Origin of the sequence: Streptomyces sp. NPDC056160 (assembly GCF_042268205.1) — a bacterium.
GTDB lineage: Bacteria > Actinomycetota > Actinomycetes > Streptomycetales > Streptomycetaceae > Streptomyces.
The window spans coordinates 1-23086 of record NZ_JBHJUW010000139.1 but is presented as its reverse complement, the minus strand read 5'-3'; the positions used below and the strand labels follow the sequence as shown (position 1 = coordinate 23086).

Below are 23086 nucleotides of genomic sequence, written 5' to 3'. Positions count from 1 at the left end.
GCCGCGTTGTCGGGATCGTCCACGTACGCCCGGTACGAGGACGACCCTCCGCCTTGCGATCGCACGCACCAGACGCCGCGGGGCCCGCCCTCCGGACGGACGGCGCTACTTTCGGAACACGCCCGAGAGCCGGCGGGGCGGCACCCGCGCGCCCGCAGCCCTTCGGCCGGGGGCTCAGCCCTCCGTCCGCGGCGCGTACGTGCCGAAGCTCCAGACGTTGCCCTCGGCGTCCCGGGCCATGTAGTCCCGGGAGCCGTACTCCTGGTCCGTCGGGGGCATCAGGATCTCCGCGCCGTGGTCCACCGCCCGCTGGTGGTGGCCGTCCACGTCGTCCACCACGACGTAGACCCCCACCGGCCCGCAGCCGCGCATCGCCTCGTCGAAGCGGCCGCCGTGCCCCTTGGAACCGAGCATCACCGCGCCGTTGCCCTGCACCAGCTCGGCGTGGTGCACGAGGCCGTCCTCGCCCTCGTACACGGACAGCTCGGTGAAACCGAAGGCCTCGGTGAGCTGCTCGACGGCGGCTTTCGCGTCCGTGTACAGCAGCGTCGGGTAGATGCTCGGGCGTCCGCCGGCCGGGTCCGCCATGCCGATCACTCCCTCGTCACTCGGTGCTCGCCCGGGAAGTCCGGTGCGCCGACCAGTCTCGCACCGGCCACCGACAACGCCCCGGCGCGAGCGCCGCGCCCCCTCGCAAACACCCGGGAAAACTGCTTGCACACCCCCGTTAGACTGTTTCCCATGGCCATTCTCCTCGCGCATTAGACGGCGGGAACGTCCTCAGCCGCCCAAACCCGCCCCGACCTGCCCTGGAGTCTGTCCGTGATCTCCGCTTCCGGCATCGAGCTGCGCGCCGGTGCCCGCATCCTCATCGAGAACGCCACCTTCCGCGTCGCCAAGGGCGACCGCATCGGCCTCGTCGGCCGCAACGGCGCGGGCAAGACGACGCTCACCAAGTGCCTCGCGGGCGAGGGCATCCCCGCCGCGGGCACCATCACCCGTTCCGGTGAGGTCGGCTACCTCCCGCAGGACCCCCGTACCGGCGACCTCGACGTGCTCGCCCGCGACCGCGTCCTCTCCGCCCGCGGCCTGGACGTCCTGATCCGCAAGATGCGGGAGAACGAGCAGCGCATCGCCACCGGCAAGGGCTCCACCCGCGACAAGGCGATGAAGCAGTACGAGCGCCAGGAGACGGAGTTCCTCACCAAGGGCGGCTACGCCGCCGAGGCCGAGGCCGCCACGATCGCCGCCGCGCTCAACCTGCCCGACCGGGTGCTGGGCCAGCCCCTGCACACCCTCTCCGGCGGTCAGCGCCGCCGGATCGAGCTGGCGCGGATCCTCTTCTCCGACGCGGACACACTGCTGCTCGACGAGCCGACCAACCACCTCGACGCGGACTCGATCATCTGGCTGCGCGACTACCTGAAGAGCTACCGCGGCGGCTTCATCGTGATCTCCCACGACGTCGACCTGGTCGAGACGGTCGTCAACAAGGTGTTCTACCTGGACGCCAACCGCTCCCAGATCGACGTGTACAACATGGGCTGGAAGCTGTACCAGCAGCAGCGCGAGGCCGACGAGAAGCGCCGCAAGCGTGAGCGCGCCAACGCCGAGAAGAAGGCCGCCGCGCTCAACTCCCAGGCCGACAAGATGCGCGCCAAGGCCACCAAGACCGTCGCCGCGCAGAACATGGCCCGCCGCGCCGAGAAGCTGCTGTCCGGCCTGGAGGAGGTCCGCCGGGAGGACAAGGTCGCCCGGCTCCGCTTCCCCGAGCCCTCGCCCTGCGGCAAGACCCCGCTGATGGCCGAGGGCCTGTCGAAGTCGTACGGCTCGCTGGAGATCTTCACCGACGTCGACCTGGCCATCGACAAGGGCTCCCGGGTCGTCATCCTCGGCCTCAACGGCGCGGGCAAGACCACCCTGCTGCGTCTGCTCGGCGGCGTGGAGGAGCCCGACACCGGCCAGGTCGTCCCCGGGCACGGCCTCAAGCTCGGCTACTACGCGCAGGAGCACGAGACCCTGGACCCGGGGCGCACCGTCCTGGAGAACATGCGTTCGGCGGCCCCCGACATGGACCTCGTCGAGGTCCGCAAGGTGCTCGGCTCCTTCCTGTTCTCGGGCGACGACGTCGACAAGCCGGCCGGTGTCCTCTCCGGCGGCGAGAAGACCCGGCTGGCACTGGCCACCCTGGTCGTGTCGTCGGCCAACGTCCTGCTGCTCGACGAGCCCACCAACAACCTCGACCCGGCCAGCCGCGAGGAGATCCTCGGCGCGCTGCGCACCTACAAGGGCGCCGTCGTCCTCGTCACGCACGACGAGGGCGCGGTCGAGGCGCTGCAGCCGGAGCGCATCATCCTGCTGCCCGACGGCGTCGAGGACCTGTGGGGCGCGGGCTACGCGGACCTCGTCGCCCTCGCCTGACCCCGGCCGGTGCCCTGACCGGCACCGAGGTCAGGGCCGCGACCGGGAGCCCGGTCGACGGCGTATGGATCATTCGGCCCATCGGTGATCCATCATCTGCGTGAGATCTCCTCGTACCGGGGTGTGTCCTCCCCGGTTTTTCCGGCCGAGCCCTTATGCACCAAGGGCTCGGCCGTCGTGCGTCCCTGACCTGGCACTTCGCGGAACAACCCGTTCGGCCGTACGGACGACAGTGTGCGGAATTCGAGATTCCGCATGTGGGGACGCGCTCCTGTCGTCACAACCCTGTCTCACGGACCTTGCCGAATGGGTGGCCATGAGGCTCCGGAGGGGTGATCATGAGGGGACCAGAGCGCACTTCCCATGAGGAGGCACGGGTGGCCGAGACTCTGAAGAAGGGCAGCCGGGTGACCGGCGCCGCGCGCGACAAGCTCGCGGCAGACCTGAAGAAGAAGTACGACGCCGGTGCGAGCATTCGGGCGTTGGCCGAGGAAACCGGCCGCTCGTATGGCTTCGTGCACCGGATGCTCAGCGAGTCGGGCGTCACGCTCCGTGGGCGTGGCGGCGCGACCCGGGGCAAGAAGGCCGCATCGGCCTGACCGACCGCGGGCGGTCCATGGGCTTCGATGGTGGCCACCCGGTCGGCTGACCGGTCGGCCGGGTGGTTACTGTGCAGTCACTTACGGATTCCCGTACGCCTTCGTACAGCAGTGCAGCGGTACAGCAGTGCGAAGGTACGGCGTCCAGGCTGACCGCACCCACCGGAGGCGCACCATGGCTTCGCCCGGAAACGAGCACGACCTCGAACCGGTACTCGACACACCGGTACTCGACACATCAGTACGCGACACAGTTCTCGACAAGGACGGCGTACGGCTCACCGTGGACGGCGCGGTCGCCACGGTGACGCTGACCAACCCGGCCAAGCGCAACGCGCAGAGCCCCGCTCTGTGGCGGGCGCTCACCGAGGCCGGTCGGTTGCTGCCCGGCTCCGTCCGCGTCGTGCTGCTGCGCGCCGAGGGGAAGTCGTTCTCCGCCGGGCTCGACCGGCAGGCGTTCACGCCCGAAGGCTTCGACGGCGAGCCGTCCTTCCTCGACCTGGCACGCGGCGGCGACGCCGAGCTGGACGCGGCCATCGCCGGGTACCAGGAGGCGTTCACCTGGTGGCGGCGCGGCGACGTCGTGTCCGTGGCCGCCGTGCAGGGCCACGCCATCGGCGCCGGCTTCCAACTGGCGCTCGCCTGTGACCTGCGCGTCGTCGCGGACGACGTGCAGTTCGCCATGCGCGAGACCAGCCTCGGCCTGGTACCCGATCTCACCGGCACGCACCCGCTGGTGGGCCTGGTCGGCTACGCCCGCGCGCTGGAGATCTGCGCCACGGGCCGCTTCGTCACCGCCGGGGAGGCGGTCGCCACCGGGCTGGCCAACCTCGCCGTCCCCCGGGACGAGCTGGACGCCGCCGCGGCCGACCTCGCCTCGGCGGTCCTCGCCGCGCCCCGCAGCGCGGTCATCGAGACCAAAGCCCTGCTCCAGGGTGCCCAGGGGCGCTCGTACGAGGAGCAGCGCGCCGCCGAACGGCAGGCCCAGGCCCGGCGCCTGCGGGACCTGGCCGGCCTCGGCGAATAGCCCGCCCGGCACCCGCGGCACCCCGTCGGCGTCTCCTCCGCCGCCCGGCCGACAGCCCGCCGTGGCCGCTGCGCCTGCCGTGCCTGCCGTGGTCACGAGGGCGACGGCGGGCAGGCGGCCGGGCGGGCGCCTGCCGGGTCAGAAGCCGTGCCGGAAACCACCGTCCACGGGCAGCATGACGCCCGTCAGGTAGGACGCGGCCGGGGAGAGGAGGAAGGCCGCCGTACGCCCGAACTCCTCCGGGGTGCCGTACCTGCGCAGCGGGATGCGGGACTCGTTCGCGACCCGCGTCGCCGCCGGGTCCGCCGACAGACCGTCCAGCTCGCGCACGCGGTCCGTGTCGATCCGGGCGGGCAGCAGGCCGACGACCCGGATGCCGCGCGGGCCCAGCTCGTCCGCGAGGGACTTGGCGAACCCGGCGAGACCGGGCCGCAGACCGTTGGAGATGGTCAGCCCGGGGATCGGCTCGTGCACCGAACCGGAGAGCACGAAGGCGATGACACCGCCCTCCTCCAGCTCCGCCGCCGCTGCCCGGGCCAGCCGCACCGCGCCCAGGAACACCGACTCGAACGCCGCCTGCCACTGCTCGTCGGTGTTGTCCGCGACGAAGCCCGGCGGCGGACCGCCGACGCTGACGAGGACGCCGTCGAAGCCGCCGAAGTGCTCGCGCGCGGCGGCGATCAGCCGGGCGGCGGCCTCGGGGTCCGCGTTGGCCACGGCCACGCCGACGGCGTTCGGGCCCAGCTCGGCCGCCGCGTCGGCGGTCCGCTTCTCGTCGCGTCCGGTGACGACCACCTTCGCCCCGTCCGCGACCAGCTCACGCGCGGCGGCGTGGCCCAGCCCGCGGGTGGCCCCGGTGACGACGTACACCCGGTCCTTCAGTCCAAGATCCATGGCCCTATCCTGCCCGCTCGCTGCGAACAGGGCGAGGGCCGGGACCCCGGCTACACCGCGGCGGGTTCCGACTCCTCCCGCACGGCTTCCTTCGCCGTGCCCGTCCGGTCCCGCAGCTCGCGCCGGGCCAGGATCAGCCAGCCCACCGGGATGCACGCCGCGAACAGCCACCACTGGACGGCGTACGGCAGGTTGACGTCCGCGTTGCCGATCCAGCTGGTGTCCCCCTGGGGTGCGGGGATCAGCTCGGGGCTGCCGCTCTTGGGCGCCGGGGTGAGCAGGTCGGCGTAGCCGCCGAGCACCGCCTTGGCGGAGGCGTCGCCCGAGTCACGCAGCAGTGTGCCCACCTGCTCGCTGTCGATCAGCATGATCTGGCGGTCCGGCAGGCCCTTCACGTTCTTGATGCCGCTGGCCGCCGTCGTCTGGTTCTGCATCAGCCGGCCGGTGATCGTGAGCTCGCCCTGGGCGGGGGCCGGGATCTGTGGGAAGGCGGTCTGCGAGTCGGGTGAGGGGATCCAGCCGCGGTTGACGAGGAGCACCTTGCCGTCGTCCAGGACGAACGGGGTCAGGACGTGGTAGCCGACCTTGTCGTCGGCACTCGTGCGCCGGCGCACGACCAGCTCGTGCGCCGCGTCGAAGTGCCCTTTCGCCGTCACCGTGCGGTAGATGTCGTCGTGCGCGACCGAGCCGCCGACCGAGGTCAGCGTCTCGACGGGCACCGGCTTCGCCGCCTGCGAAGCGGCGATCACCTTGTTCAGCGCCTGCCGGTGATCGTGACGGTGCAACTGCCAGAAGCCCAGCCAGATCATCGTCGGGATCAGTGCGATCGCGATGATCGTCAGGATCACCCACTGGCGGGTCAACAGGAAGCGGTACACCCCACGACGGTACCTTCCGGGCCACCGGGCGATTCCGGCAGGGGGGCCCTCAGACACTGTCGACGATTCCGACCCTCCCCTCCGCGCGGGCGCAGTGACCGCCGCAGTACCAGTGGCCGTCGACCTCCACGCCCTGGCCGATGACCTGCACACGACAGTGCTCGCAGATCGGTGCCATGCGGTGGATTGCGCAGGCGAAGCAGTCGAAGACGTGCACCGCGCCCTGGGCGTGCACTTCGAAGGTCATACCGTAGTCATTGCCGCATACTTCACATCTCGCCATGCGCCACAGGGTGAGCCGTGACCGCCGCGCGGGCGAGCGGGCAGCGGGCGAGTCGTCCGCCAATCACCCGTACGCCCCCTCACGCGCGGTACACCCTGAAGCGCGGTACGCCCCTTCGTTCGCGGCGCGCCCCCGCAGACGCGGCACACCCCGCCACGGGCGCTGTACGACGCCAGGACGCGGCACGTCTCTACGGCCGCTGTGCGACGCCAGGGCCGCGGCGCGCTTTCCCCCGGCACCGGTGCCGGACGTCGCCGTCAGTCGCCGTCCGCGGGCTCCACGTCCCTCAGGAGCTGCCCGAACGCCGCCTCGTCCACCACGGGCGTGCCGAACTGGCGCGCCTTGGCCGCCTTCGACGTCCCCGAGTCCGGGTCGTTGGTGACGAGCAGGCTGGTCAGCCGGGACAGGCTGGTGGCGACATGCAGCCCGGCCTCGGTCGCCCGGTCCTCCAGCAGCTCCCGCTCGACGGAGGTGTCACCCGAGAAGGCGACCCGCATGCCTTGTTTGAGACGTTTGCCCGCTTCGTACCGTCCGGGGTTGGGATAAGGGCATGCGGGCCTTTTGCGGGACGGGCGCCAACTCGCCGCCCGGTAGCCGCCGTAGCCGCCCGACTGCTGCCGGGGCACCGGCCGGTCCGACCACTCCGTCAGCGGCAGGCACTCCAGCAGCGGCAGCCTGACGCCGCCCGCAGCCGCGGCCAGCAGGCTCGGCCGGAACGCCTCCGCCAGGACCCGCGCGTCGTCCAGCGCGTGGTGCGCGCGCTGCTGCACCACGCCGAAGTGCGCCGCCAGCGACTCCAGCTTGTGGTTGGGCAACGGCAGCCCCAGCTCCTTGGAGAGCGCGATGGTGCACAGCCGCTGCCGCACCGGCGCCTCGCTCTTCGCGCGCGCGTACTCGCGGGCGATCATCTGCCAGTCGAAGACCGCGTTGTGCGCCACGAGCACCCGGCCCGCCAGCCGGGCGGCGAACTCCTCGGCGATGTCGGCGAAGAGCGGCGCTCCTTCGAGCACCTCGCTCGTCAGCCCGTGGATCCAGACCGGCCCCGGATCGCGCTCCGGGTTGACCAGCGTGTACCAGTGGTCCTCGACCTCGCCGCGCGCGTCCAGCCGGTAGACCGCCGCGGAGATGATGCGGTCGTCCCGGGCCAGGCCGGTGGTCTCCACGTCAACGACCGCGTATCCCTGCGGATACGCGGTCGGCCACGGTGTGGGGGAGGGCCCTGCGAGGGTGCGGTCTTCCAGCATGGTCCCTGAGGATACGGGCCACGACTGACAGCCCGGTCCCGCAGGTGCCCTCCGCAACCCTGCGCGGTTCTCCGCGCCGTCCGCCGGCCAGGGCGCCCGCGTCCGCCGTCAGGGGCGCCGCCCCGCGCGCGTGGGTGCAAGGCGGCGTGCGCGGGCCGGAGTTCGCGCCGAGGCGCGTGGTGCCGAGCGCGTACGGGTCCGGCACACCGGAGCGGCCGTGGGCAACCCCCGGCTCCGAGCGGCCGCTTCACCCGCACGGGCGGGGGGTGTGACCGTTCCCGGGGCCGCGGCCGTGCGATCCTCCCTGCTGTGACCGAACCCACGCACGACGAGGCACATGGCGGGGCCCTCGGCTCCCGTCTCAACTGGCTGCGGGCCGCCGTCCTCGGGGCGAACGACGGAATCGTCTCCACCGCCGGCCTCGTCGTCGGCGTGGCCGGCGCGACGGACTCCCGCTCGGCGCTGCTCACCGCGGGGCTCGCCGGTCTGCTGGCCGGATCGATGTCGATGGCCGCGGGGGAGTACGTGTCGGTGTCCACCCAGCGGGACTCGGAGCGGGCCGCGCTGGCGCTGGAGAAGCGCGAGTTGCGCGAGCAGCCGGAGGCCGAGCTGCGCGAGCTGACCGAACTGCTCCAGGAGCGGGGGCTCTCGCACGAAGTGGCCCGGGAGGCGGCCGAACAGCTCACCGCGCGGGACGCGCTCAGGGCGCACGCGCGCGTGGAGCTGGGCATCGACCCCGACGAGCTGGCCAACCCCTGGCACGCGGCCTGGGCGAGCTTCCTCGCGTTCACGGTGGGCGCGTTGCTCCCGCTGCTGGCGATCGTGCTGCCGCCCGCCCCCTGGCGGCTGCCGGTCACCGTGCTGTCCGTGCTGGCCGCCCTCGTCCTCACGGGCTTCAGCAGCGCCCGGCTCGGGGCGGCGCGGCCCGGCAGGGCGGTGCTGCGCAACATGGCCGGCGGAGCACTGGCCATGGCGGTGACCTACGTGGCGGGTGCGCTGCTGGGCAAGGTCGGTGCGTGACACCGGCCCTGACCCGTCCGCCATCGGCCCCGCCCCCGCCGGCGCGTGACGTGGGCCGCCCACGCACCCGTTCAGGACCAGCGCGCCTCGTCCGTCCCCCAGGGCCCCGGCGGCCGTGCCCAGTCGGTCGGGCCGCCGGCGAAGCCGACGGGCGGGAGGGCGTGGCGCAGCCGCCCGATCCGGCTGTCCGTCTCGCCGAGCCAGGGCTCGGGACCCTCGTACGGCGCGCCCGGCTGGCTTCGCCCCCCGGTGCCCGGACCGGCGGAGCCGGTCAGCCACGCCGCGGTGCGGGCCAGGGCCGTCCGCACGAGCCTGCTGCCGCCCTCGTACGACTGCTCGGTCAGCGCCCGCAGCACGGCCGCCGCCAGCAGATAGCCCGTGCCGTGGTCCAGGGCCTGCGCGGGCAGCGCGCCCGGCCGCCCGTCCGTCCCCTCGGTCGCCGCGACGCCGGTGGCGACCTGGACGAGGCTGTCGAAGCCCCGCCGCCCGCCCCACGGCCCGTACCGGCCCCACGCCGACACCTGGGCCACGACCAGGCCGGGCCGCCGCTCGGCCAGTGCCTCGGGGGAGAGCCCGAACCGGTCCAGGGCGCCGGGCCGGTACCCGGTGACGACCACGTCCGCCTCGGCGAGCAGGCTCTCGAAGACCGCCCGGTCGGTGGCGAGGTCCAGCGTCGCCGACCGTTTGCCGAAGTCCGTGTCCGCGTGCTGGTCGGCGATCTCGGGCAGGTGCGGCGGGTCCAGCCGCAGGACGTCGGCGCCGAGCAGCGCCAGCGTGCGGGTGGCGACCGGACCGGCCAGGACCCGGGTCAGGTCCAGTACGCGCAGCCCGGCGGCGGGCAGCACGGGAGTGCCGTCGAGGGGCGGGAGCACGCGCGCGCGTGCCGTGTCGAGCCGGCCGCGTTCGACCAGCGGCCGGGCGGCCACCGCGGCCCCCTGCGGATGCGCCGCCCACTCCTTCGGGGTGCGCAGCGCCACGGCAAGGCCGCCGGCTGCGTACACCGCCTCCTCGACGTCCTGGGCGGACCGCGCGGCGAGTGCGGACTCCACGGACGCCACGGGGTCGCCTTCCCCGGCCGGCAGACCGAGGGCGGTGAGCAGCCGTGCGCGGTGGTGCGGGTAGTTGGCGTGCGTGCGGACCCAGCCGTCGGCCGTCCGCCAGAACCGTGACAGCGGGGCGAAGGAGACCGGCGCCCGCCCGTCGACGAGCAACTGCCGCTCACTGCCGAACGCGGTGGCCACGGCCCCGTCGTCGACGCGCACGGCGGGCACCTCGGCGAGGGCGGCCCGGCGCGCCGCCAGTTCGGCGGCGGCCAGCGAACACGCGCCCACGCACGCGCGTGCCAGATCACGCACGGGAAGGCGCGCGGTGAGCGCGCCTTCCCGTGCCACGGTGGTGACGTGGTCCACCAGGCCCAGGTCGCCGCCCAGCGCGGACCATGCGAACGAGATGTCAGTCATGACCGCACTATGCAGCACCGGCCCCGTGCCCCGGCAGGCCGGGCGGGCTACCTGGTCACGGCCGCCAGCGCGTCCGCCGTGCCCCAGCCGTAGAAGCCGTTGCGGTTCTTCGTGCCCTGGCACACCGCGTCGACCTTGCCGTCGCCGTCGATGTCGTAGGGGTCCGTGCACGGGGTGGCGTTGGCCTCCGCGTACAGCAGCGCCTTCACCAGGGCGGCCGGGGCGTGCGGGTGCGTCGACTTGATGAGGGCGGCGACCCCGGCGACGTGCGGGCTCGCCATCGACGTACCGGCCATGTAGCCCCACTTGCCGCCCGGCAGCGGGCCGAGGATCAGTCCGCTCTGCGCCGGGGCGTCCGGCTTCTGGTACGCCGTCGAGTCGCCGCCCGGCGCGGCGATGTCGATGACGCCGAGGCCGTAGTTGGAGAACGACGACTTGATCCCCTTGGCGCCGGTCGCCGCGACGGTGACCACACCCGGCAACTGGGTGGGGATGTCGTAGCACTTGTGCGGGTCGATCACCCGGTCGCCCGGAGTGGAGTCGTTCGGGGAGGCCGGGTCCGTGAGCGAGTGGGACGCCAGGTCGTTGTTCTCGTTGCCGGCCGCCGCGATGTTGACGGTGCCCTTGCGCTCCGCGTACTGCGAGGCCCGCCGGACGGCGTCGACGAGCGCCTTCTGGTCCGGGTCGTCGACGCAGTTGAAGTTCCAGGGGTCGGTGTAATAGCTGTTGTTGGTCACGTCGACGCCGTGGTCGGCCGCCCACACGAACCCGCACACCACGGCCTCCGTGTAGAAGAAGCCGTCCGGGTTGCCGACCTTGATGCCGGCCACCTTCACGCCCGGCGCGACACCGGTGATGCCGACGCCGTTCTTGGCGCCCGCGATCTCCCCGGCCACGTGCGTGCCGTGCGGGCTCTCCGAGGCGCTGGGCCGCCAGGCGCCGTCCGTGGTGTCCGGCTTGCCGGAGACGCAGTTGACGGAGGCGCGGCGGTCGAAGTTCGGGGCGATGTCGGGGTGCGTGTCGTCCACGCCGGTGTCGATGACGCCGACCGTGACCTTCGGGCTGCCGAGCGTCTTCAGGTGCGCCTTGTCCGCCTTGATGGCGGGCAGGTCCCACTGCAGGGGCTCCAGCGGGTCCTGCCCGGCCGCGGCCCCGGCGCGCGCGCCGGCCACCTGGGCGGCGGTGAGCGGCCGCGGGGTGCCGACGTCGGTGGTCGACTGGGCCGGCAGCGGCGCGGTGCGCGTGGCGCCCGCCGAGTCCACCCCGCGGACCTTGCGGATGGTTCCGGCGAAGCCGGGGTCGGCGGAGTGGACGACGATGACGCCTATGCGGTCGTACGAGGTCACGATGGTGCCGCCGGCCTCGCCGATCGCCTTCTTCACCTGCGCCGAGATCCCGTGCCCGGGACGGACGTTGACGACGTAGCTGAGCGAGGCCGCGTCCGTCCGGGCGGTGTGGGCGGCGGGCGCGGCCGGGGTCGCCGACGCGGTGGCGCCGGGCAGGAACGCGACGGCGGTGGCCATGGCCATACCGAGCGGGAGGGCGAGGACGCGGCGGGCGCGCGGCTGGGACGCTGTCATGTGTCTGTGACTCCAGTGTGTTCGCGGTGGTGTTCGCGGTGGCGTGGGTACAGCGGTTCGCGAGTGGTGCTCGCACGGACGGTGCGGCACGAGCCGCGCGCACTGTCGCGGGTACGCGCACGCGGACGAAGGCGCGGGCGTGAGGCGGGCGGCGTACGCGGCCCCGCCGCCGTCAGGGGCGTCGTCCGGGACACGTCCCGCGCGCGTGCGCGGGGGTGTGACGGCCGGCCCGTGGGTTGACGGCGTGCGCGCGGGCGGCCGTGTCCGCGATCCGGCCCGCGGGCCGGGCGCCGGACGCAGTCGGGGCCCTGGCCGGAAGGACGCGGCACGCGCCGGCCGGCGACGGCGTGACCGGCGCGGCCGGGGCGGGCCGGCGTCCGCAACACAGACGAACCATGGGGACTCCACATCATCCGGGTGCGGCATCGCCCGAGCCACGGGTACGGCTCGGGCAGGTACATGACGGGTGGTGCAGGGCGAAGCTATCCCGCCGTCTCACCGGCCAGCAATGAGTCGGCAATGACTTGTCCAGGCCACTTGCCGAAAGAACTCATAGGACTTGAACCGGTCCTCGCGTGGCGCCGTGGACCTTGGGCAGGGGGCCCGAGCACCATCGAGCCCCCTGGCGCATCCGCATCCGCATCCGTTCATCGAGACCGTCCGCCGAGATCGGCGCGCGAGACGCGTCCACCGAGATCCGTCCGCCGAGATCCGCACACGAGGAGACAGACGTGGCCACCGAGACACCGCCACCCCCGAAGGCCCGGGCCCCCCTCCCCTCCGCACAGGAGTTCTCCACGGTGGCCCAGAGCGCCGAGTTCGACGAACTGCGCCGCTCCTACCGCTCGTTCGCCTTCCCGCTGACCATCGCCTTCATCGCCTGGTACCTGCTCTACGTCCTGCTGTCCAACTACGCGGGCGGCTTCATGGGCACCAAGCTCTTCGGCAACGTCAACGTCGCCCTCGCCCTGGGACTCGCCCAGTTCCTCACCACGTTCCTCATCGCCTGGTGGTACGCGCGGCACGCCGCCGCGAAGCTCGACCCCAAGGCAGAGGCCATCAAGTCCCGGATGGAGGACAGCGCATGACACCCGCGACCCACCCCGCCGCGCACACCGCGCACACCCTGCTCGCCGCGGGCGGCGCCGCGAGCGAGCACCGGACGCTGATCATCACGCTCTTCTCGGTCTTCGTCGCCGCGACCCTCGTCATCACCGTCTGGGCGGGCCGCCAGACCAAGGACGCCGCCGACTTCTACGCGGGCGGACGGCAGTTCACCGGATTCCAGAACGGTCTCGCCGTCTCCGGCGACTACATGTCCGCCGCGTCCTTCCTCGGCATCGCCGGCGCCATCGCCCTCTTCGGCTACGACGGTTTCCTGTACTCCATCGGCTTCCTGGTCGCCTGGCTGGTCGCGCTGCTCCTGGTCGCCGAACCGCTGCGCAACTCCGGCCGCTACACCATGGGCGACGTCCTGGCGTACCGCATGCGCCAGCGCCCGGTGCGCACCGCCGCCGGTGCCTCCACGATCGTCGTTTCGATCTTCTACCTGCTGGCCCAGATGGCGGGCGCGGGCGTCCTGGTCTCGCTGCTGCTCGGGATCACCAGCGACGGCGGCAAGATCGGCATCGTCGCGCTGGTCGGCGTCCTGATGATCGTCTACGTCACCATCGGCGGCATGAAGGGCACCACCTGGGTGCAGATGGTCAAGGCTGTACTGCTGATGGTGGGCGCGATCCTGCTGACGTTCCTGGTGCTGCTGAAGTTCGACTTCAACCTCTCCGACCTGCTCGGCCGCGCCGCCGACAACAGCGGCAAGGGCGCCGCCTTCCTGGAGCCCGGCCTCAAGTACGGCGCGACCGGTACCACCAAGCTGGACTTCCTCTCGCTCGGCATCGCCCTGGTGCTCGGCACCGCGGGACTGCCGCACATCCTGATCCGCTTCTACACGGTCCCGACCGCGAAGGCCGCCCGCAAGTCGGTGATCTGGGCGATCGGCCTGATCGGCGTCTTCTACCTGATGACGCTCGCGCTCGGCTTCGGCGCCGCCGCGCTCATCGAGCCGGACGAGATCATCGCCTCCAACAAGGCCGGCAACACGGCCGCCCCGCTGCTCGCCCTGCACCTCGGCGGAGTGGACTCCAACTGGGGAGCCGTCCTGCTGGCCTCCATCTCCGCGGTCGCCTTCGCCACCATCCTCGCCGTCGTCGCGGGCCTCACCCTGGCCTCGTCCTCCTCCTTCGCCCACGACATCTACGCCAACGTCATCAAGAAGGGGCGAGCCACCGAGAAGCAGGAGATCGGGGCGGCCCGCTGGGCGACCGTCGGTATCGGCGCGGTCTCCATCGTCCTGGGTGCCCTCGCCCGCGACCTGAACGTCGCCGGCCTGGTCGCCCTCGCCTTCGCCGTGGCCGCCTCCGCCAACCTGCCCACGATCCTCTACAGCCTCTTCTGGAAGCGGTTCACCACCGCCGGCGCCCTGTGGTCGATCTACGGCGGCCTGGTCACTGCCGTCGGCCTGGTGCTGTTCTCGCCGGTCGTGTCGGGCAAGCCCACGTCGATGTTCCCGGACGCCGACTTCCACTGGTTCCCGCTGGAGAACCCGGGCCTCATCTCCATCCCCGTCGGCTTCCTGCTCGGCGTCGTCGGCACCCTGCTGTCCAGGGAGACGCCGGACGCCGCCAAGTACGCGGAACTGGAGGTGCGGTCCCTGACCGGCACCGGAGCGCACTGAGCCCCGCACGCACACCCGTCCCGCACGCCGGAGGCGGCCATGCCGTGGGGGCTCGTAGGGACCTACGACACGGCTGCCTCCCACGTCGTGGGATCGGGACCGGTGTCGCTGTCACCCCCGTCACGTAGGCTCGCAGGAGAAGGAAGAAGAGAAGGACGAGAAGGAACACGACAGGGCATACGCGTGTTCCACCGACAGGCGAAGAGGGAGGGGGCCCACGTGCTCATCGACACCTACGGCCGGGTGGCCACCGACCTGAGGGTCTCGCTGACCGACCGGTGCAATCTGCGCTGCACGTACTGCATGCCCGAGGAGGGCCTGCAGTGGCTCGCCAAACCCGACCTGCTCACCGACGACGAGATCGTCCGGCTGATCGACATCGCGGTCACCTCCCTGGGCATCGAGGAAGTCCGCTTCACCGGCGGTGAACCGCTGCTGCGGCCCGGCCTCGTGGGCATCGTCGAGCGCGTCGCCGCCCTCGGTCCGCGACCGCAGATGTCCCTCACCACCAACGGCATCGGCCTCAGGCGCACGGCGCCGGCCCTGAAGGCCGCGGGCCTCGACCGGGTCAACGTCTCCCTGGACACACTGCGCCCGGACGTCTTCAAGGCCCTCACCCGCCGGGACCGGCACAAGGACGTACTGGACGGCCTCACGGCCGCACGCGAGGCCGGACTGACCCCGGTGAAGGTCAACTCCGTCCTGATGCCGGGGCTGAACGCCGACGAGGCCCCCGACCTGCTGGCCTGGGCCGTGGAGCACGACTACGAGCTGCGCTTCATCGAGCAGATGCCGCTCGACGCCCAGCACGGCTGGAAGCGCGAGGGCATGGTCACCGCGGGGGACATCCTCGCCTCCCTGGGCACGCGCTTCGAGCTGACCCCCGAGGGCGCCGACGAGCGCGGCTCGGCACCGGCCGAGCGCTGGCTCGTCGACGGCGGGCCGCACCGCGTGGGCGTCATCGCCTCCGTCACCCGCCCGTTCTGCGCGGCCTGCGACCGCACCCGCCTCACCGCCGACGGCCAGGTCCGCACCTGCCTGTTCGCCACCGAGGAGACCGACCTGCGGACGGCCCTGCGCTCGGGCGCCCCCGACGAGGAGATCGCCCGTCTGTGGCGGGTGGCGATGTGGGGCAAGAAGGCGGGCGCGGGCCTGGACGACCCGTCGTTCGTCCAGCCCGACCGCCCGATGTCCGCGATCGGCGGCTGACCGCGCCGGACCACCGAGTGGCCCGGCGCGTGCTCAGGCCTCCCGCGACGCCTGCCACTCGGCCAGCGGGACCACGTCCTTGAGGAAGCCGCGCACCCCGAGGAACTGCGACAGGTGCTCGCGGTGCTCGTCGCACGCCAGCCACGTCTTGCGCCGCTCGGGCGTGTGGATCTTCGGGTTGTTCCAGGCCAGCACCCACACGGCGGCGGCACGGCAGCCCTTGGCCGAGCAGATCGGGGCGGTCTCGTCACTCACAGTTCGTCTCACAACCACAGCACACAAGGCGACGCCGAGCAGCCACGGGGGGAGCTGCCCGGCGTCGGTCTGTCGCTCCGACGGGGGATGCGGAGCGCGTACGAAGTATGTCACGGGTCACCCGCCACCCGGGACCGGAACAACATGATTGATCTGAGCATTTCCTGAGGTTCGCCGGAGCCGCCACAACGCGCCGCATCCAGCGGTCCGGAGCACCCGGCCGGTCACACCCCGTTGCGATGCTCCCGCGCGGCACCCGCCGTGTCCGCCGCCGGATCGCCCGCCGCGTCCTCCGCAACGGATTCCGCGAAGCCGCTCGCGGACCCCTCAGGGGAGGCCTCACCGGACCCGCTCCCGGCCTCTTCGCCCGGTCCGTTCTCGAACGCCTCGCCGGAGCCGGCGTCCGCCGTCCGCGGCGATGTGATCATCGGCTTGGTGGGCATGGTCACGAACGTCGACGGCAGGCCCGGCGCGTTCTCCCGGCCCGCGTTGGCGATCACCACGGCGATGTAGGGCAGCGCCGCACCGAGGACCAGGGCCGCGATCGCCACGTACCGTTCCACGTTCCACAGCGCCACCGCGAGGAGGACCGCCAGGGTGCGGATCGACATGGAGATGACATACCGGCGCTGACGGCCGCGCACGTCCTCCTGGAGGCCCGTGCGCGCCCCCGTGATCCGGAACACCTCGACGCCGCCACCGCCATGCTGCTTCCGCATCACATTCCACCATTCGCCCGCATCGGACACTTCCCCGGTCCGCCTCCGGCTCCCGGCCGTCGCGGACACCGGCCCGCACTCCCTTCCACGGTACGCCGCGCATGCCCCGCCGACGCGCCCGGGGCACCCGCTGCCTGCGCGGACGGCGCACGTACTCCCGCGCGGGCGTCCTGCGCACACCCGCGCACACGCTCTGCGCACGCCGCGCACAGCCGCCTCCGACATGCGTCGTACGGTCCACCGGCCGACACTGGCGGTAATGCTCACGTCGAGCCGGAGGAGGCAGCCATGGGCTGGTTGTGGGCGATCATCGTGGGGTTCATTCTCGGCCTGATCGCCAAAGCGGTCATTCCCGGCAAGCAGCACAGCCCTCTCTGGCTGACCACCATCTTCGGCATGCTCGGCGCCATCGCGGGCAACGCCGTCGCCAGGGCGGCCGGGGTGGAGTCCACGCGCGGCATCGACTGGAGCCGGCACATCTTCCAGATCGTCGCCGCGATCATCATCGTCTTCATCGGCGACATGCTCTACATGGCGGTGTGGGGCAACCGGCACCGGCGGCGCGAGCGGGCATGAGCGGCACGGCACGGGAAGCGCGGAAGGGGCGGCCCCGGGACAAGCATCCCGGGACCGCCCCTTCCTTCCGTTTCCCGCGGGCAGCCCTCCCGCGGACCGCTTTCCCGCGGACCGTCCTCCCGCGGGTTCGGGCGCGGACGGGTCAGCCGGCGGTGACCTCGACGGCCGCCAGGTTCTTCTTCCCCCGCCGCAGCACCAGCCATCGGCCGTGCAGCAGGTCCTCCCGGGCGGGCACGGCGTCCTCGGCGACGACCTTCACGTTGTTCACGTAGGCACCGCCCTCCTTGACCGTGCGCCGCGCGGCCGACTTGCTGGGCACCAGGCCGACCTCGGCGAACAGGTCGACGACCTGGCCCAGCTCGGCGACCCGGACGTGCGGCACCTCCGACAGCGCGGCGGTCAGGGTGCGCTCGTCCAGATCGTCCAGCTCACCCTGGCCGAACAGCGCCTTGGACGCGGCGATCACGGCGGCCGTCTGATCGGCGCCGTGCACCAGCGTCGTCAGCTCCTCCGCCAGCGCGCGCTGCGCCGCCCGCGCCTGCGGACGCTGCACCGTCTGCTCCTCCAGCTCCTCCAGCTCCTCGCGGGACCTGAAGGACAGGATGCGCAGGTACTTCGAGATGTCCCGGTCGTCCACGTTCAGCCAGAACTGGTAGAACGCGTAGGGCGTCGTCATCTCCGGGTCGAGCCAGACGGCGCCGCCCTCGGTCTTGCCGAACTTGGTGCCGTCCGCCTTCGTCATCAGCGGCGTCGCCAGCGCGTGCACGCTCGCGTCGGGCTCCAGCCGGTGGATCAGGTCCAGCCCGGCGGTGAGGTTGCCCCACTGGTCGCTGCCGCCCTGCTGGAGCGTGCAGCCGTGGCGCCGGTAGAGCTGGAGGAAGTCCATGCCCTGAAGGATCTGGTAGCTGAACTCGGTGTAGCTGATGCCCTGGTCGGACTCCAGGCGGCGGGCCACGGAGTCCTTCGTCAGCATCTTGTTGACGCGGAAGTGCTTGCCGATGTCCCGCAGGAACTCGATCGCGGACAGGCCCTCGGTCCAGTCCAGGTTGTTCACCATGACCGCGGCGTTCTCGCCCTCGAAGGACAGGAACGGCTCGATCTGGCGGCGCAGCTTCCCCACCCAGCCGGCCACCGTCTCCGGCGCGTTCAGCGTGCGCTCGGCCGTGGGACGGGGGTCGCCGATCAGGCCCGTGGCACCGCCGACCAGCGCCAGCGGCCGGTGACCGGCCTGCTGGAGCCGGCGCACGGTGAGCACCTGCACCAGGTGCCCCACGTGCAAGGACGGCGCGGTCGGGTCGAAGCCGCAATAGAACGTGACGGGACCGTCCGCGAGCGCCTTGCGCAAAGCGTCCTCGTCGGTGGACAGGGCGAACAGCCCACGCCACTTCAGCTCGTCGACGATGTCCGTCACGGTTCTCGTGTCTCCTAGGTGGTGCACAGGGTCCTCGGGCAGTCGGGTGACAGCCGACTACGAGGTTATACGCCCTGACTGACAGAGCTCATGTTGAAATCCGGGACGCGCAGCGCCGGCATCGCGGCCCGCGTGAACCAGTCGCTCCACTCCCGCGGCAGGGTCCGCTCGGTGCGCCCGGCCTCCGTCGCCCGGCCCAGCAGGTCCACCGGCGACTCGTTGAACCGGAAGTTGTTGACCTCGCCCGTCACCTCGCCGTCCTCGACCAGGTACACCCCGTCCCGGGTCAGGCCCGTCAGCAGCAGCGTCGCGGGATCCACCTCGCGGATGTACCACAGGCAGGTCAGCAGCAGTCCGCGCTCCGTCCCGGCGACCATCTCCGCGAGGGAGCGGTCGCCGCCGCCGTCCAGGATCAGGTTCCCGGCGGACGGGGCGACGGGCAGCCCGGTCAGGCCCGCGCTGTGCCGGGTGGTCAGCAGGTGCTCCAGCCGTCCGCCGCCGATCCACTCGGTCGCCCGTAGCGGCAGCCCGTTGTCGAACACCGACTGGTCGGCGCCGGAGGAGTGCGCGACGACGAACGGCGCGCACTGCAGGCCCGGCTCGTCCGGGTCGCTGCGCAGGGTCAGCGGCAGCTCGCTGAGCCGGTCGCCTACCCGTGTGCCGCCGCCCGGCCGGGAGAACACGGTCCGCCCCTCGGCCGCGTCCCGGCCCGAGGAGGACCAGATCTGGTAGATGAGCAGGTCCGCGACCGCGGTCGGCGGCAGCAGCGTCTCGTAGCGCCCGGCGGGCAGCTCCACGCGCCGCTCGGCCCAGCCGAGCCGCACGGCCAGCTCCGCGTCGAGCGCCGCCGGGTCGACGTCCTTGAAGTCGCGCGTCGAGTGCCCCGCCCACGCCGAACGTGCGCGGTCCTTGGACTTGGCGTTCAGCTCCAGGGTGCCGCTGGGCTGGTCGTGCCGCAGACGCAGGCCCGTCGACGTACCCAGGTAGGTGGAGACCAGCTCGTGGTTGGCGAAGCCGTACAGTTCGCGGCCGCCGTCGCGCGCGCGGGCGAACGACTCACCGAGGGCGGGCGCGAAGTCCGCGAACACGGCCGAGGAGGTCTCGGCGGGCGCGTCGGTGAAGCCCGGCGCCGCGGGCACGTCCGTGACCAGCGGCTGCGCGTCCTCGGCGGGCCCGGCGCCGCGGGCCGCGGCCTCGGCGGCCCGTACCAGCGGCTCCAGCTCGTCCTCGGTCACCGCCGACCTGGACACGACGCCCGAGGCGGTGCCCTCCTTGCCGGCCACGGTCGCGATGACGGTGAGCGTGCGCCCGCGCGTGACACCGTTCGTGGTGAGCGCGTTGCCCGCCCAGCGCAGGTTGGCGGACGAGGTCTCGTCCGCGATGACGACACACCCGTCGGCCCGGGACAGGGCCAGGGCGCGCTCGACGACCTCGTGCGGCTTGCTCGTACGCGGACTCATCGACCGGCCTCCTGGGTGGTGTTCAAGATGTTGACGCCCTTGAAGAGGGCCGACGGGCAGCCGTGCGAGACGGACGCGACCTGGCCCGGCTGGGCCTTGCCGCAGTTGAAGGCACCGCCGAGGACGTACGTCTGCGGGCCGCCGACCGCCGCCATGGAACCCCAGAAGTCGGTCGTGGTCGCCTGGTAGGCGACGTCCCGCAACTGCCCGGCCAGCCGTCCGTTCTCGATCCGGAAGAACCGCTGCCCGGTGAACTGGAAGTTGTAGCGCTGCATGTCGATCGACCAGGACCGGTCCCCGACCACGTAGATGCCCCGCTCGACGCCCCCGATCAGATCCTCGGTGGACATCCCGGCCGGGTCCGGCAGCAGCGACACGTTCGCCATGCGCTGCACCGGCACGTGCCCGGGGGAGTCGGCGTAGGCGCAGCCGTTGGACCGCTCGAAACCGGTCAGCCGCGCGATCCTGCGGTCCAGCTGGTAGCCCACCAGCGTCCCGTCCTTCACCAGGTCCCAGGACTGCGCCTGAACGCCCTCGTCGTCGTAGCCGACGGTCGCCAGGCCGTGCTCGGCGGTGCGGTCACCGGTGACGTTCATCAGCTCCGAGCCGTACCTCAGCGTGCCCAGCTGGTCGAAGGTGGCGAAGGAGGTGCCGGCGTAGGCGGCCTCGTAGCCGAGCGCCCGGTCCAGCTCAGTGGCGTGCCCGATCGACTCGTGGATCGTCAGCCACAGGTTGGAGGGATCGACGACCAGGTCGTAGACGCCCGCCTCGACGCTCGGCGCGCGCATCTTCTCCGCGAGCAGCTCCGGGATCCGCTCCAGCTCGCCGTTCCAGTCCCAGCCGGTCCCGGTCAGGTACTCCCAGCCGCGTCCGGCGGGCGGCGCCAGTGTCCGCATCGAGTCGAACTCCCCGCTGGCGGCGTCCACCGACACGGCCGTCAGCTGCGGATGCAGCCGCACCCGCTGCTGCGTGGTCACGGTGCCCGCGGTGTCGGCGTAGAACTTGTTCTCGTGCACGGTGAGCAGCGACGCGTCCACGTGGTCCACGCCGTCGGCCGCCAGCAGCCGCGTGCTGAAGTCCGCCAGCAGTGCGGACTTCTCCTCGTCCGGTACGGAGAAGGGGTCGATGTCGTACGCCGACACCCAGGTCCGCTCCCCGTGCACGGGCTCGCCGGCCAGCTCCACCCGCTCCTTCGAACCGGCCGCGGCGATCACCTGCGCGGACAGCTTCGCCATCGCGACCGCCCGGGAGGCGACCTGGGCGGCGGCGTCCATGGTCAGGTCCACCCCCGAGGCGAACCCCCACGCACCGCCGTGCACGACCCGCACCGCGTACCCGAGGTCGGTGGTGTCCGAGGACCCGGCCGCCCGCGCGTCCCTCAGCCGCCAGGACGCGCTGCGCACCCGCTCGAAGCGGAAGTCCGCGTGCTCCGCGCCGAGCGCCCGCGCGCGGGCGAGGGCGGCGTCGGCCAGGGCGCGCAGCGGAAGGGCCGTGAAGGCCTCGTCGATCGTGTGTGGCACGGGGTCTCCCTGCTCTCGTCACCTGTCGGACCGATCATGTCGTGCGGGTGGCGGCGCGGACCACACGTTTACGGGCCGAGTCCGCTGTTTTCTGTAGGGACTCGACAGAGCCGCCCCCCTGCCACTGTCGGTGCCCGATTGCCCGCCGTGGCGGCCGGACCGATAGGTTTTCGGTGAAGCCGCCTGTCCCCGCCTGTGGTCGAGGCTCCGGGCGTGCATTCGGAACGATTGAGACCGCTACGAAAGGGTGATCCGTTGAGCCGCTCGGTTCTCGTCACCGGAGGCAACCGGGGCATCGGCCTCGCCATCGCCCGCGCGTTCGCCGACGCCGGCGACAAGGTCGCGATCACATACCGGTCGGGGGAGCCGCCGGAGGGCTTCCTCGCCGTCCGGTGCGACATCACCGACCCCGAGCAGGTGGAGCAGGCCTACAAGGAGATCGAGGCCCAGCACGGCACGGTCGAGGTCCTGGTCGCCAACGCGGGCGTCACCAAGGACCAGCTCCTGATGCGCATGTCCGAGGAGGACTTCGCATCGGTGATCGACACCAACCTCACGGGCACCTTCCGTGTCGTCAAGCGGGCCAACCGCGGGATGCTGCGCGCCAAGAAGGGCCGCGTCGTCCTGATCTCGTCGGTCGTCGGGCTGCTGGGCTCCGCGGGGCAGGCCAACTACGCCGCCTCCAAGGCGGGCCTGGTCGGCTTCGCGCGCTCCCTCGCGCGTGAGCTGGGCTCGCGCAACATCACCTTCAACGTCGTCGCCCCCGGTTTCGTCGACACGGACATGACCCGGGCGCTCAATGACGAGCAGCGCGAGAACATCGTGGCGCAGGTGCCGCTCGGCCGGTACGCGCAGCCGCAGGAGATCGCCGCCGCGGTGCGGTTCCTCGCCTCCGACGACGCCTCGTACATCACTGGAGCCGTCATTCCCGTTGACGGCGGACTGGGAATGGGTCACTGATCACCATGAGCGGAATCCTCGAGGGCAAGCGCGTCCTGATCACCGGTGTGCTGACGGAGGCGTCCATCGCCTTCCACGCCGCGAAGCTCGCCCAGGAGCAGGGCGCCGAGATCATCCTGACCGCGTTCCCGCGGCCCACGCTGACCGAGCGCATCGCGAAGAAGCTGCCGAAGCCCGCCAGGGTCATCGAGCTGGACGTCACCAACGAGGAGCACCTCGCCCGGCTCGCGGACGTCGTGGGCGAGGAGCTGGGCGGCCTCGACGGCGTCGTGCACTCCATCGGCTTCGCGCCGCAGGACGCGCTCGGCGGCAACTTCCTCAACACGCCGTTCGAGTCCGTGGCCACCGCCATGCACGTCTCGGCGTTCTCCCTGAAGTCGCTGACCATGGCCTGCCTGCCGCTCATGCAGAACGGCGGTTCGGTCGTCGGCCTCACCTTCGACGCGCAGTACGCCTGGCCGCAGTACGACTGGATGGGCCCGGCCAAGGCCGCGCTGGAGGCCACCAGCCGCTACATGGCGCGTGACCTCGGCAAGCAGAACATCCGCTGCAACCTCGTCTCCGCGGGACCGCTCGGCTCCATGGCCGCCAAGTCCATCCCGGGCTTCAGCGACCTGGCCGCCGTGTGGGACACCCGCTCCCCGCTGGAGTGGGACCTCAAGGACCCCGAGCCGGCCGGCCGCGGCATCGTCGCGCTGCTGAGCGACTGGTTCCCGAAGACCACCGGCGAGATCGTCCACGTGGACGGCGGTCTGCACGCCATCGGCGCGTGAGCGCTGCCGCTCCGGTGAGCGGCGGACGACGCGGCGGGGCCCGCATCCTCCGGGATGCGGGCC

22 protein-coding genes are annotated in these 23086 nt (G+C 72.2%); 10 read left to right on the top strand and 12 right to left on the bottom strand.

Going from position 1 to position 23086, the window contains the following annotated elements; translation table 11 throughout:
- Window positions 1–174 precede the first annotated feature (174 nt).
- Window positions 175–588, bottom strand: coding sequence for a VOC family protein (locus ACFC02_RS34495; RefSeq protein ID WP_376365832.1), 414 nt, complete (start codon window positions 586–588; stop codon window positions 175–177).
- 234 nt (window positions 589–822) lie between these two features.
- Between ACFC02_RS34495 and abc-f the strand changes: the two genes are divergently transcribed.
- The 3 genes from abc-f (at window position 823) to ACFC02_RS34480 (ending at window position 4047) form a co-directional block, all read left to right on the top strand.
- Window positions 823–2421, top strand: coding sequence for a ribosomal protection-like ABC-F family protein (abc-f, locus tag ACFC02_RS34490; RefSeq protein WP_360962404.1), 1599 nt, complete (start codon window positions 823–825; stop codon window positions 2419–2421).
- A 377-nt stretch (window positions 2422–2798) separates the two neighbouring features.
- Window positions 2799–3020: a helix-turn-helix domain-containing protein gene (locus ACFC02_RS34485; protein ID WP_018567695.1), complete on the top strand. Its 222-nt coding sequence runs from the start codon at window positions 2799–2801 to the stop codon at window positions 3018–3020.
- Window positions 3021–3195: 175 nt separating this feature from the next.
- Window positions 3196–4047, top strand: a complete 852-nt coding sequence (locus ACFC02_RS34480; RefSeq protein ID WP_376365828.1) for an enoyl-CoA hydratase/isomerase family protein — start codon at window positions 3196–3198, stop codon at window positions 4045–4047.
- A gap of 138 nt (window positions 4048–4185) precedes the next feature.
- Here the strand turns inward: ACFC02_RS34480 and ACFC02_RS34475 are convergent, their stop codons facing one another.
- From ACFC02_RS34475 to ACFC02_RS34460, 4 genes are all read right to left on the bottom strand, one after another.
- On the bottom strand, window positions 4186–4941 hold the full coding sequence (locus ACFC02_RS34475; RefSeq protein ID WP_376365826.1) for an SDR family oxidoreductase: 756 nt from the start codon (window positions 4939–4941) through the stop codon (window positions 4186–4188).
- Window positions 4942–4991: 50 nt separating this feature from the next.
- Complete coding sequence (locus ACFC02_RS34470; protein ID WP_376365824.1) at window positions 4992–5819, bottom strand: SURF1 family protein; 828 nt, start codon at window positions 5817–5819, stop codon at window positions 4992–4994.
- 49 nt (window positions 5820–5868) lie between these two features.
- Complete coding sequence (locus ACFC02_RS34465) at window positions 5869–6102, bottom strand: hypothetical protein (RefSeq protein WP_360962392.1); 234 nt, start codon at window positions 6100–6102, stop codon at window positions 5869–5871.
- A 257-nt stretch (window positions 6103–6359) separates the two neighbouring features.
- Complete coding sequence (locus ACFC02_RS34460) at window positions 6360–7346, bottom strand: DEDDh family exonuclease (protein ID WP_360962389.1); 987 nt, start codon at window positions 7344–7346, stop codon at window positions 6360–6362.
- 309 nt (window positions 7347–7655) lie between these two features.
- On the opposite strand from ACFC02_RS34460, the gene ACFC02_RS34455 reads away from it, so the two are divergent.
- Entirely contained in the window at window positions 7656–8366 is a 711-nt protein-coding gene (locus ACFC02_RS34455; protein WP_376365821.1) for a VIT family protein, read from the top strand.
- A 71-nt stretch (window positions 8367–8437) separates the two neighbouring features.
- Here the strand turns inward: ACFC02_RS34455 and ACFC02_RS34450 are convergent, their stop codons facing one another.
- Together ACFC02_RS34450 and ACFC02_RS34445 are read right to left on the bottom strand one after the other, a co-directional pair.
- The gene (locus ACFC02_RS34450; protein WP_376365819.1) at window positions 8438–9826 is read right to left on the bottom strand and encodes a CoA transferase; all 1389 of its coding nucleotides are present in this window, start codon (window positions 9824–9826) and stop codon (window positions 8438–8440) included.
- A 47-nt stretch (window positions 9827–9873) separates the two neighbouring features.
- Window positions 9874–11406, bottom strand: coding sequence for a S8 family serine peptidase (locus tag ACFC02_RS34445; RefSeq protein ID WP_376365817.1), 1533 nt, complete (start codon window positions 11404–11406; stop codon window positions 9874–9876).
- Window positions 11407–12137: 731 nt separating this feature from the next.
- Between ACFC02_RS34445 and ACFC02_RS34440 the strand changes: the two genes are divergently transcribed.
- The 3 genes from ACFC02_RS34440 (at window position 12138) to moaA (ending at window position 15349) form a co-directional block, all read left to right on the top strand.
- The gene (locus tag ACFC02_RS34440; RefSeq protein WP_376365815.1) at window positions 12138–12494 is read left to right on the top strand and encodes a DUF485 domain-containing protein; all 357 of its coding nucleotides are present in this window, start codon (window positions 12138–12140) and stop codon (window positions 12492–12494) included.
- Window positions 12491–14140, top strand: coding sequence for a cation acetate symporter (locus ACFC02_RS34435; RefSeq protein ID WP_376365814.1), 1650 nt, complete (start codon window positions 12491–12493; stop codon window positions 14138–14140). Before ACFC02_RS34440 ends, ACFC02_RS34435 begins: the two co-directional genes overlap by 4 nt.
- 219 nt (window positions 14141–14359) lie before the next feature.
- Window positions 14360–15349, top strand: a complete 990-nt coding sequence (gene moaA, locus ACFC02_RS34430) for a GTP 3',8-cyclase MoaA (protein WP_376365812.1) — start codon at window positions 14360–14362, stop codon at window positions 15347–15349.
- 33 nt (window positions 15350–15382) lie between these two features.
- Here moaA and ACFC02_RS34425 read toward each other — a convergent pair whose 3' ends face one another.
- Both ACFC02_RS34425 and ACFC02_RS34420 read right to left on the bottom strand, forming a co-directional pair.
- The gene (locus ACFC02_RS34425) at window positions 15383–15604 is read right to left on the bottom strand and encodes a hypothetical protein (protein WP_360962369.1); all 222 of its coding nucleotides are present in this window, start codon (window positions 15602–15604) and stop codon (window positions 15383–15385) included.
- A gap of 224 nt (window positions 15605–15828) precedes the next feature.
- Window positions 15829–16323 (bottom strand): DUF3099 domain-containing protein, encoded by a 495-nt coding sequence (locus ACFC02_RS34420; RefSeq protein ID WP_376365809.1) that lies wholly within the window; start codon window positions 16321–16323, stop codon window positions 15829–15831.
- 288 nt (window positions 16324–16611) lie between these two features.
- On the opposite strand from ACFC02_RS34420, the gene ACFC02_RS34415 reads away from it, so the two are divergent.
- Window positions 16612–16899, top strand: coding sequence for a GlsB/YeaQ/YmgE family stress response membrane protein (locus ACFC02_RS34415; protein WP_376365807.1), 288 nt, complete (start codon window positions 16612–16614; stop codon window positions 16897–16899).
- Between the two features lie 142 nt (window positions 16900–17041).
- On the opposite strand, the gene tyrS is transcribed toward ACFC02_RS34415, so the two are convergent.
- From tyrS to ACFC02_RS34400, 3 genes are all read right to left on the bottom strand, one after another.
- On the bottom strand, window positions 17042–18310 hold the full coding sequence (tyrS, locus tag ACFC02_RS34410) for a tyrosine--tRNA ligase (RefSeq protein WP_360962360.1): 1269 nt from the start codon (window positions 18308–18310) through the stop codon (window positions 17042–17044).
- A gap of 65 nt (window positions 18311–18375) precedes the next feature.
- The gene (locus ACFC02_RS34405; RefSeq protein WP_376365804.1) at window positions 18376–19770 is read right to left on the bottom strand and encodes a metallopeptidase TldD-related protein; all 1395 of its coding nucleotides are present in this window, start codon (window positions 19768–19770) and stop codon (window positions 18376–18378) included.
- The gene (locus tag ACFC02_RS34400; RefSeq protein WP_376365802.1) at window positions 19767–21290 is read right to left on the bottom strand and encodes a TldD/PmbA family protein; all 1524 of its coding nucleotides are present in this window, start codon (window positions 21288–21290) and stop codon (window positions 19767–19769) included. The genes ACFC02_RS34405 and ACFC02_RS34400 overlap by 4 nt, the downstream gene beginning before the upstream one ends.
- Before the next feature lie 255 nt (window positions 21291–21545).
- On the opposite strand from ACFC02_RS34400, the gene fabG reads away from it, so the two are divergent.
- Together fabG and fabI are read left to right on the top strand one after the other, a co-directional pair.
- Complete coding sequence (gene fabG, locus ACFC02_RS34395) at window positions 21546–22250, top strand: 3-oxoacyl-[acyl-carrier-protein] reductase (RefSeq protein ID WP_360962319.1); 705 nt, start codon at window positions 21546–21548, stop codon at window positions 22248–22250.
- A gap of 5 nt (window positions 22251–22255) precedes the next feature.
- Window positions 22256–23023, top strand: a complete 768-nt coding sequence (gene fabI / locus ACFC02_RS34390) for an enoyl-ACP reductase FabI (RefSeq protein WP_376365800.1) — start codon at window positions 22256–22258, stop codon at window positions 23021–23023.
- Window positions 23024–23086 lie beyond the last annotated feature (63 nt).

Bases quoted from the DNA above. Each gene is read 5' to 3' on its own strand.
- ACFC02_RS34480 (WP_376365828.1), top strand. From the start codon at position 3,196: ATGGCTTCGCCCGGAAACGAGCACGACCTCGAACCGGTACTCGACACA.
- ACFC02_RS34445 (WP_376365817.1), bottom strand. From the start codon at position 11,406: ATGACAGCGTCCCAGCCGCGCGCCCGCCGCGTCCTCGCCCTCCCGCTC.
- ACFC02_RS34460 (WP_360962389.1), bottom strand. From the start codon at position 7,346: ATGCTGGAAGACCGCACCCTCGCAGGGCCCTCCCCCACACCGTGGCCG.
- ACFC02_RS34450 (WP_376365819.1), bottom strand. From the start codon at position 9,826: ATGACTGACATCTCGTTCGCATGGTCCGCGCTGGGCGGCGACCTGGGC.
- ACFC02_RS34420 (WP_376365809.1), bottom strand. From the start codon at position 16,323: ATGCGGAAGCAGCATGGCGGTGGCGGCGTCGAGGTGTTCCGGATCACG.
- ACFC02_RS34465 (WP_360962392.1), bottom strand. From the start codon at position 6,102: ATGGCGAGATGTGAAGTATGCGGCAATGACTACGGTATGACCTTCGAA.
- ACFC02_RS34405 (WP_376365804.1), bottom strand. From the start codon at position 19,770: ATGAGTCCGCGTACGAGCAAGCCGCACGAGGTCGTCGAGCGCGCCCTG.
- ACFC02_RS34495 (WP_376365832.1), bottom strand. From the start codon at position 588: ATGGCGGACCCGGCCGGCGGACGCCCGAGCATCTACCCGACGCTGCTG.
- ACFC02_RS34415 (WP_376365807.1), top strand. From the start codon at position 16,612: ATGGGCTGGTTGTGGGCGATCATCGTGGGGTTCATTCTCGGCCTGATC.
- ACFC02_RS34435 (WP_376365814.1), top strand. From the start codon at position 12,491: ATGACACCCGCGACCCACCCCGCCGCGCACACCGCGCACACCCTGCTC.
- ACFC02_RS34475 (WP_376365826.1), bottom strand. From the start codon at position 4,941: ATGGATCTTGGACTGAAGGACCGGGTGTACGTCGTCACCGGGGCCACC.
- fabI (WP_376365800.1), top strand. From the start codon at position 22,256: ATGAGCGGAATCCTCGAGGGCAAGCGCGTCCTGATCACCGGTGTGCTG.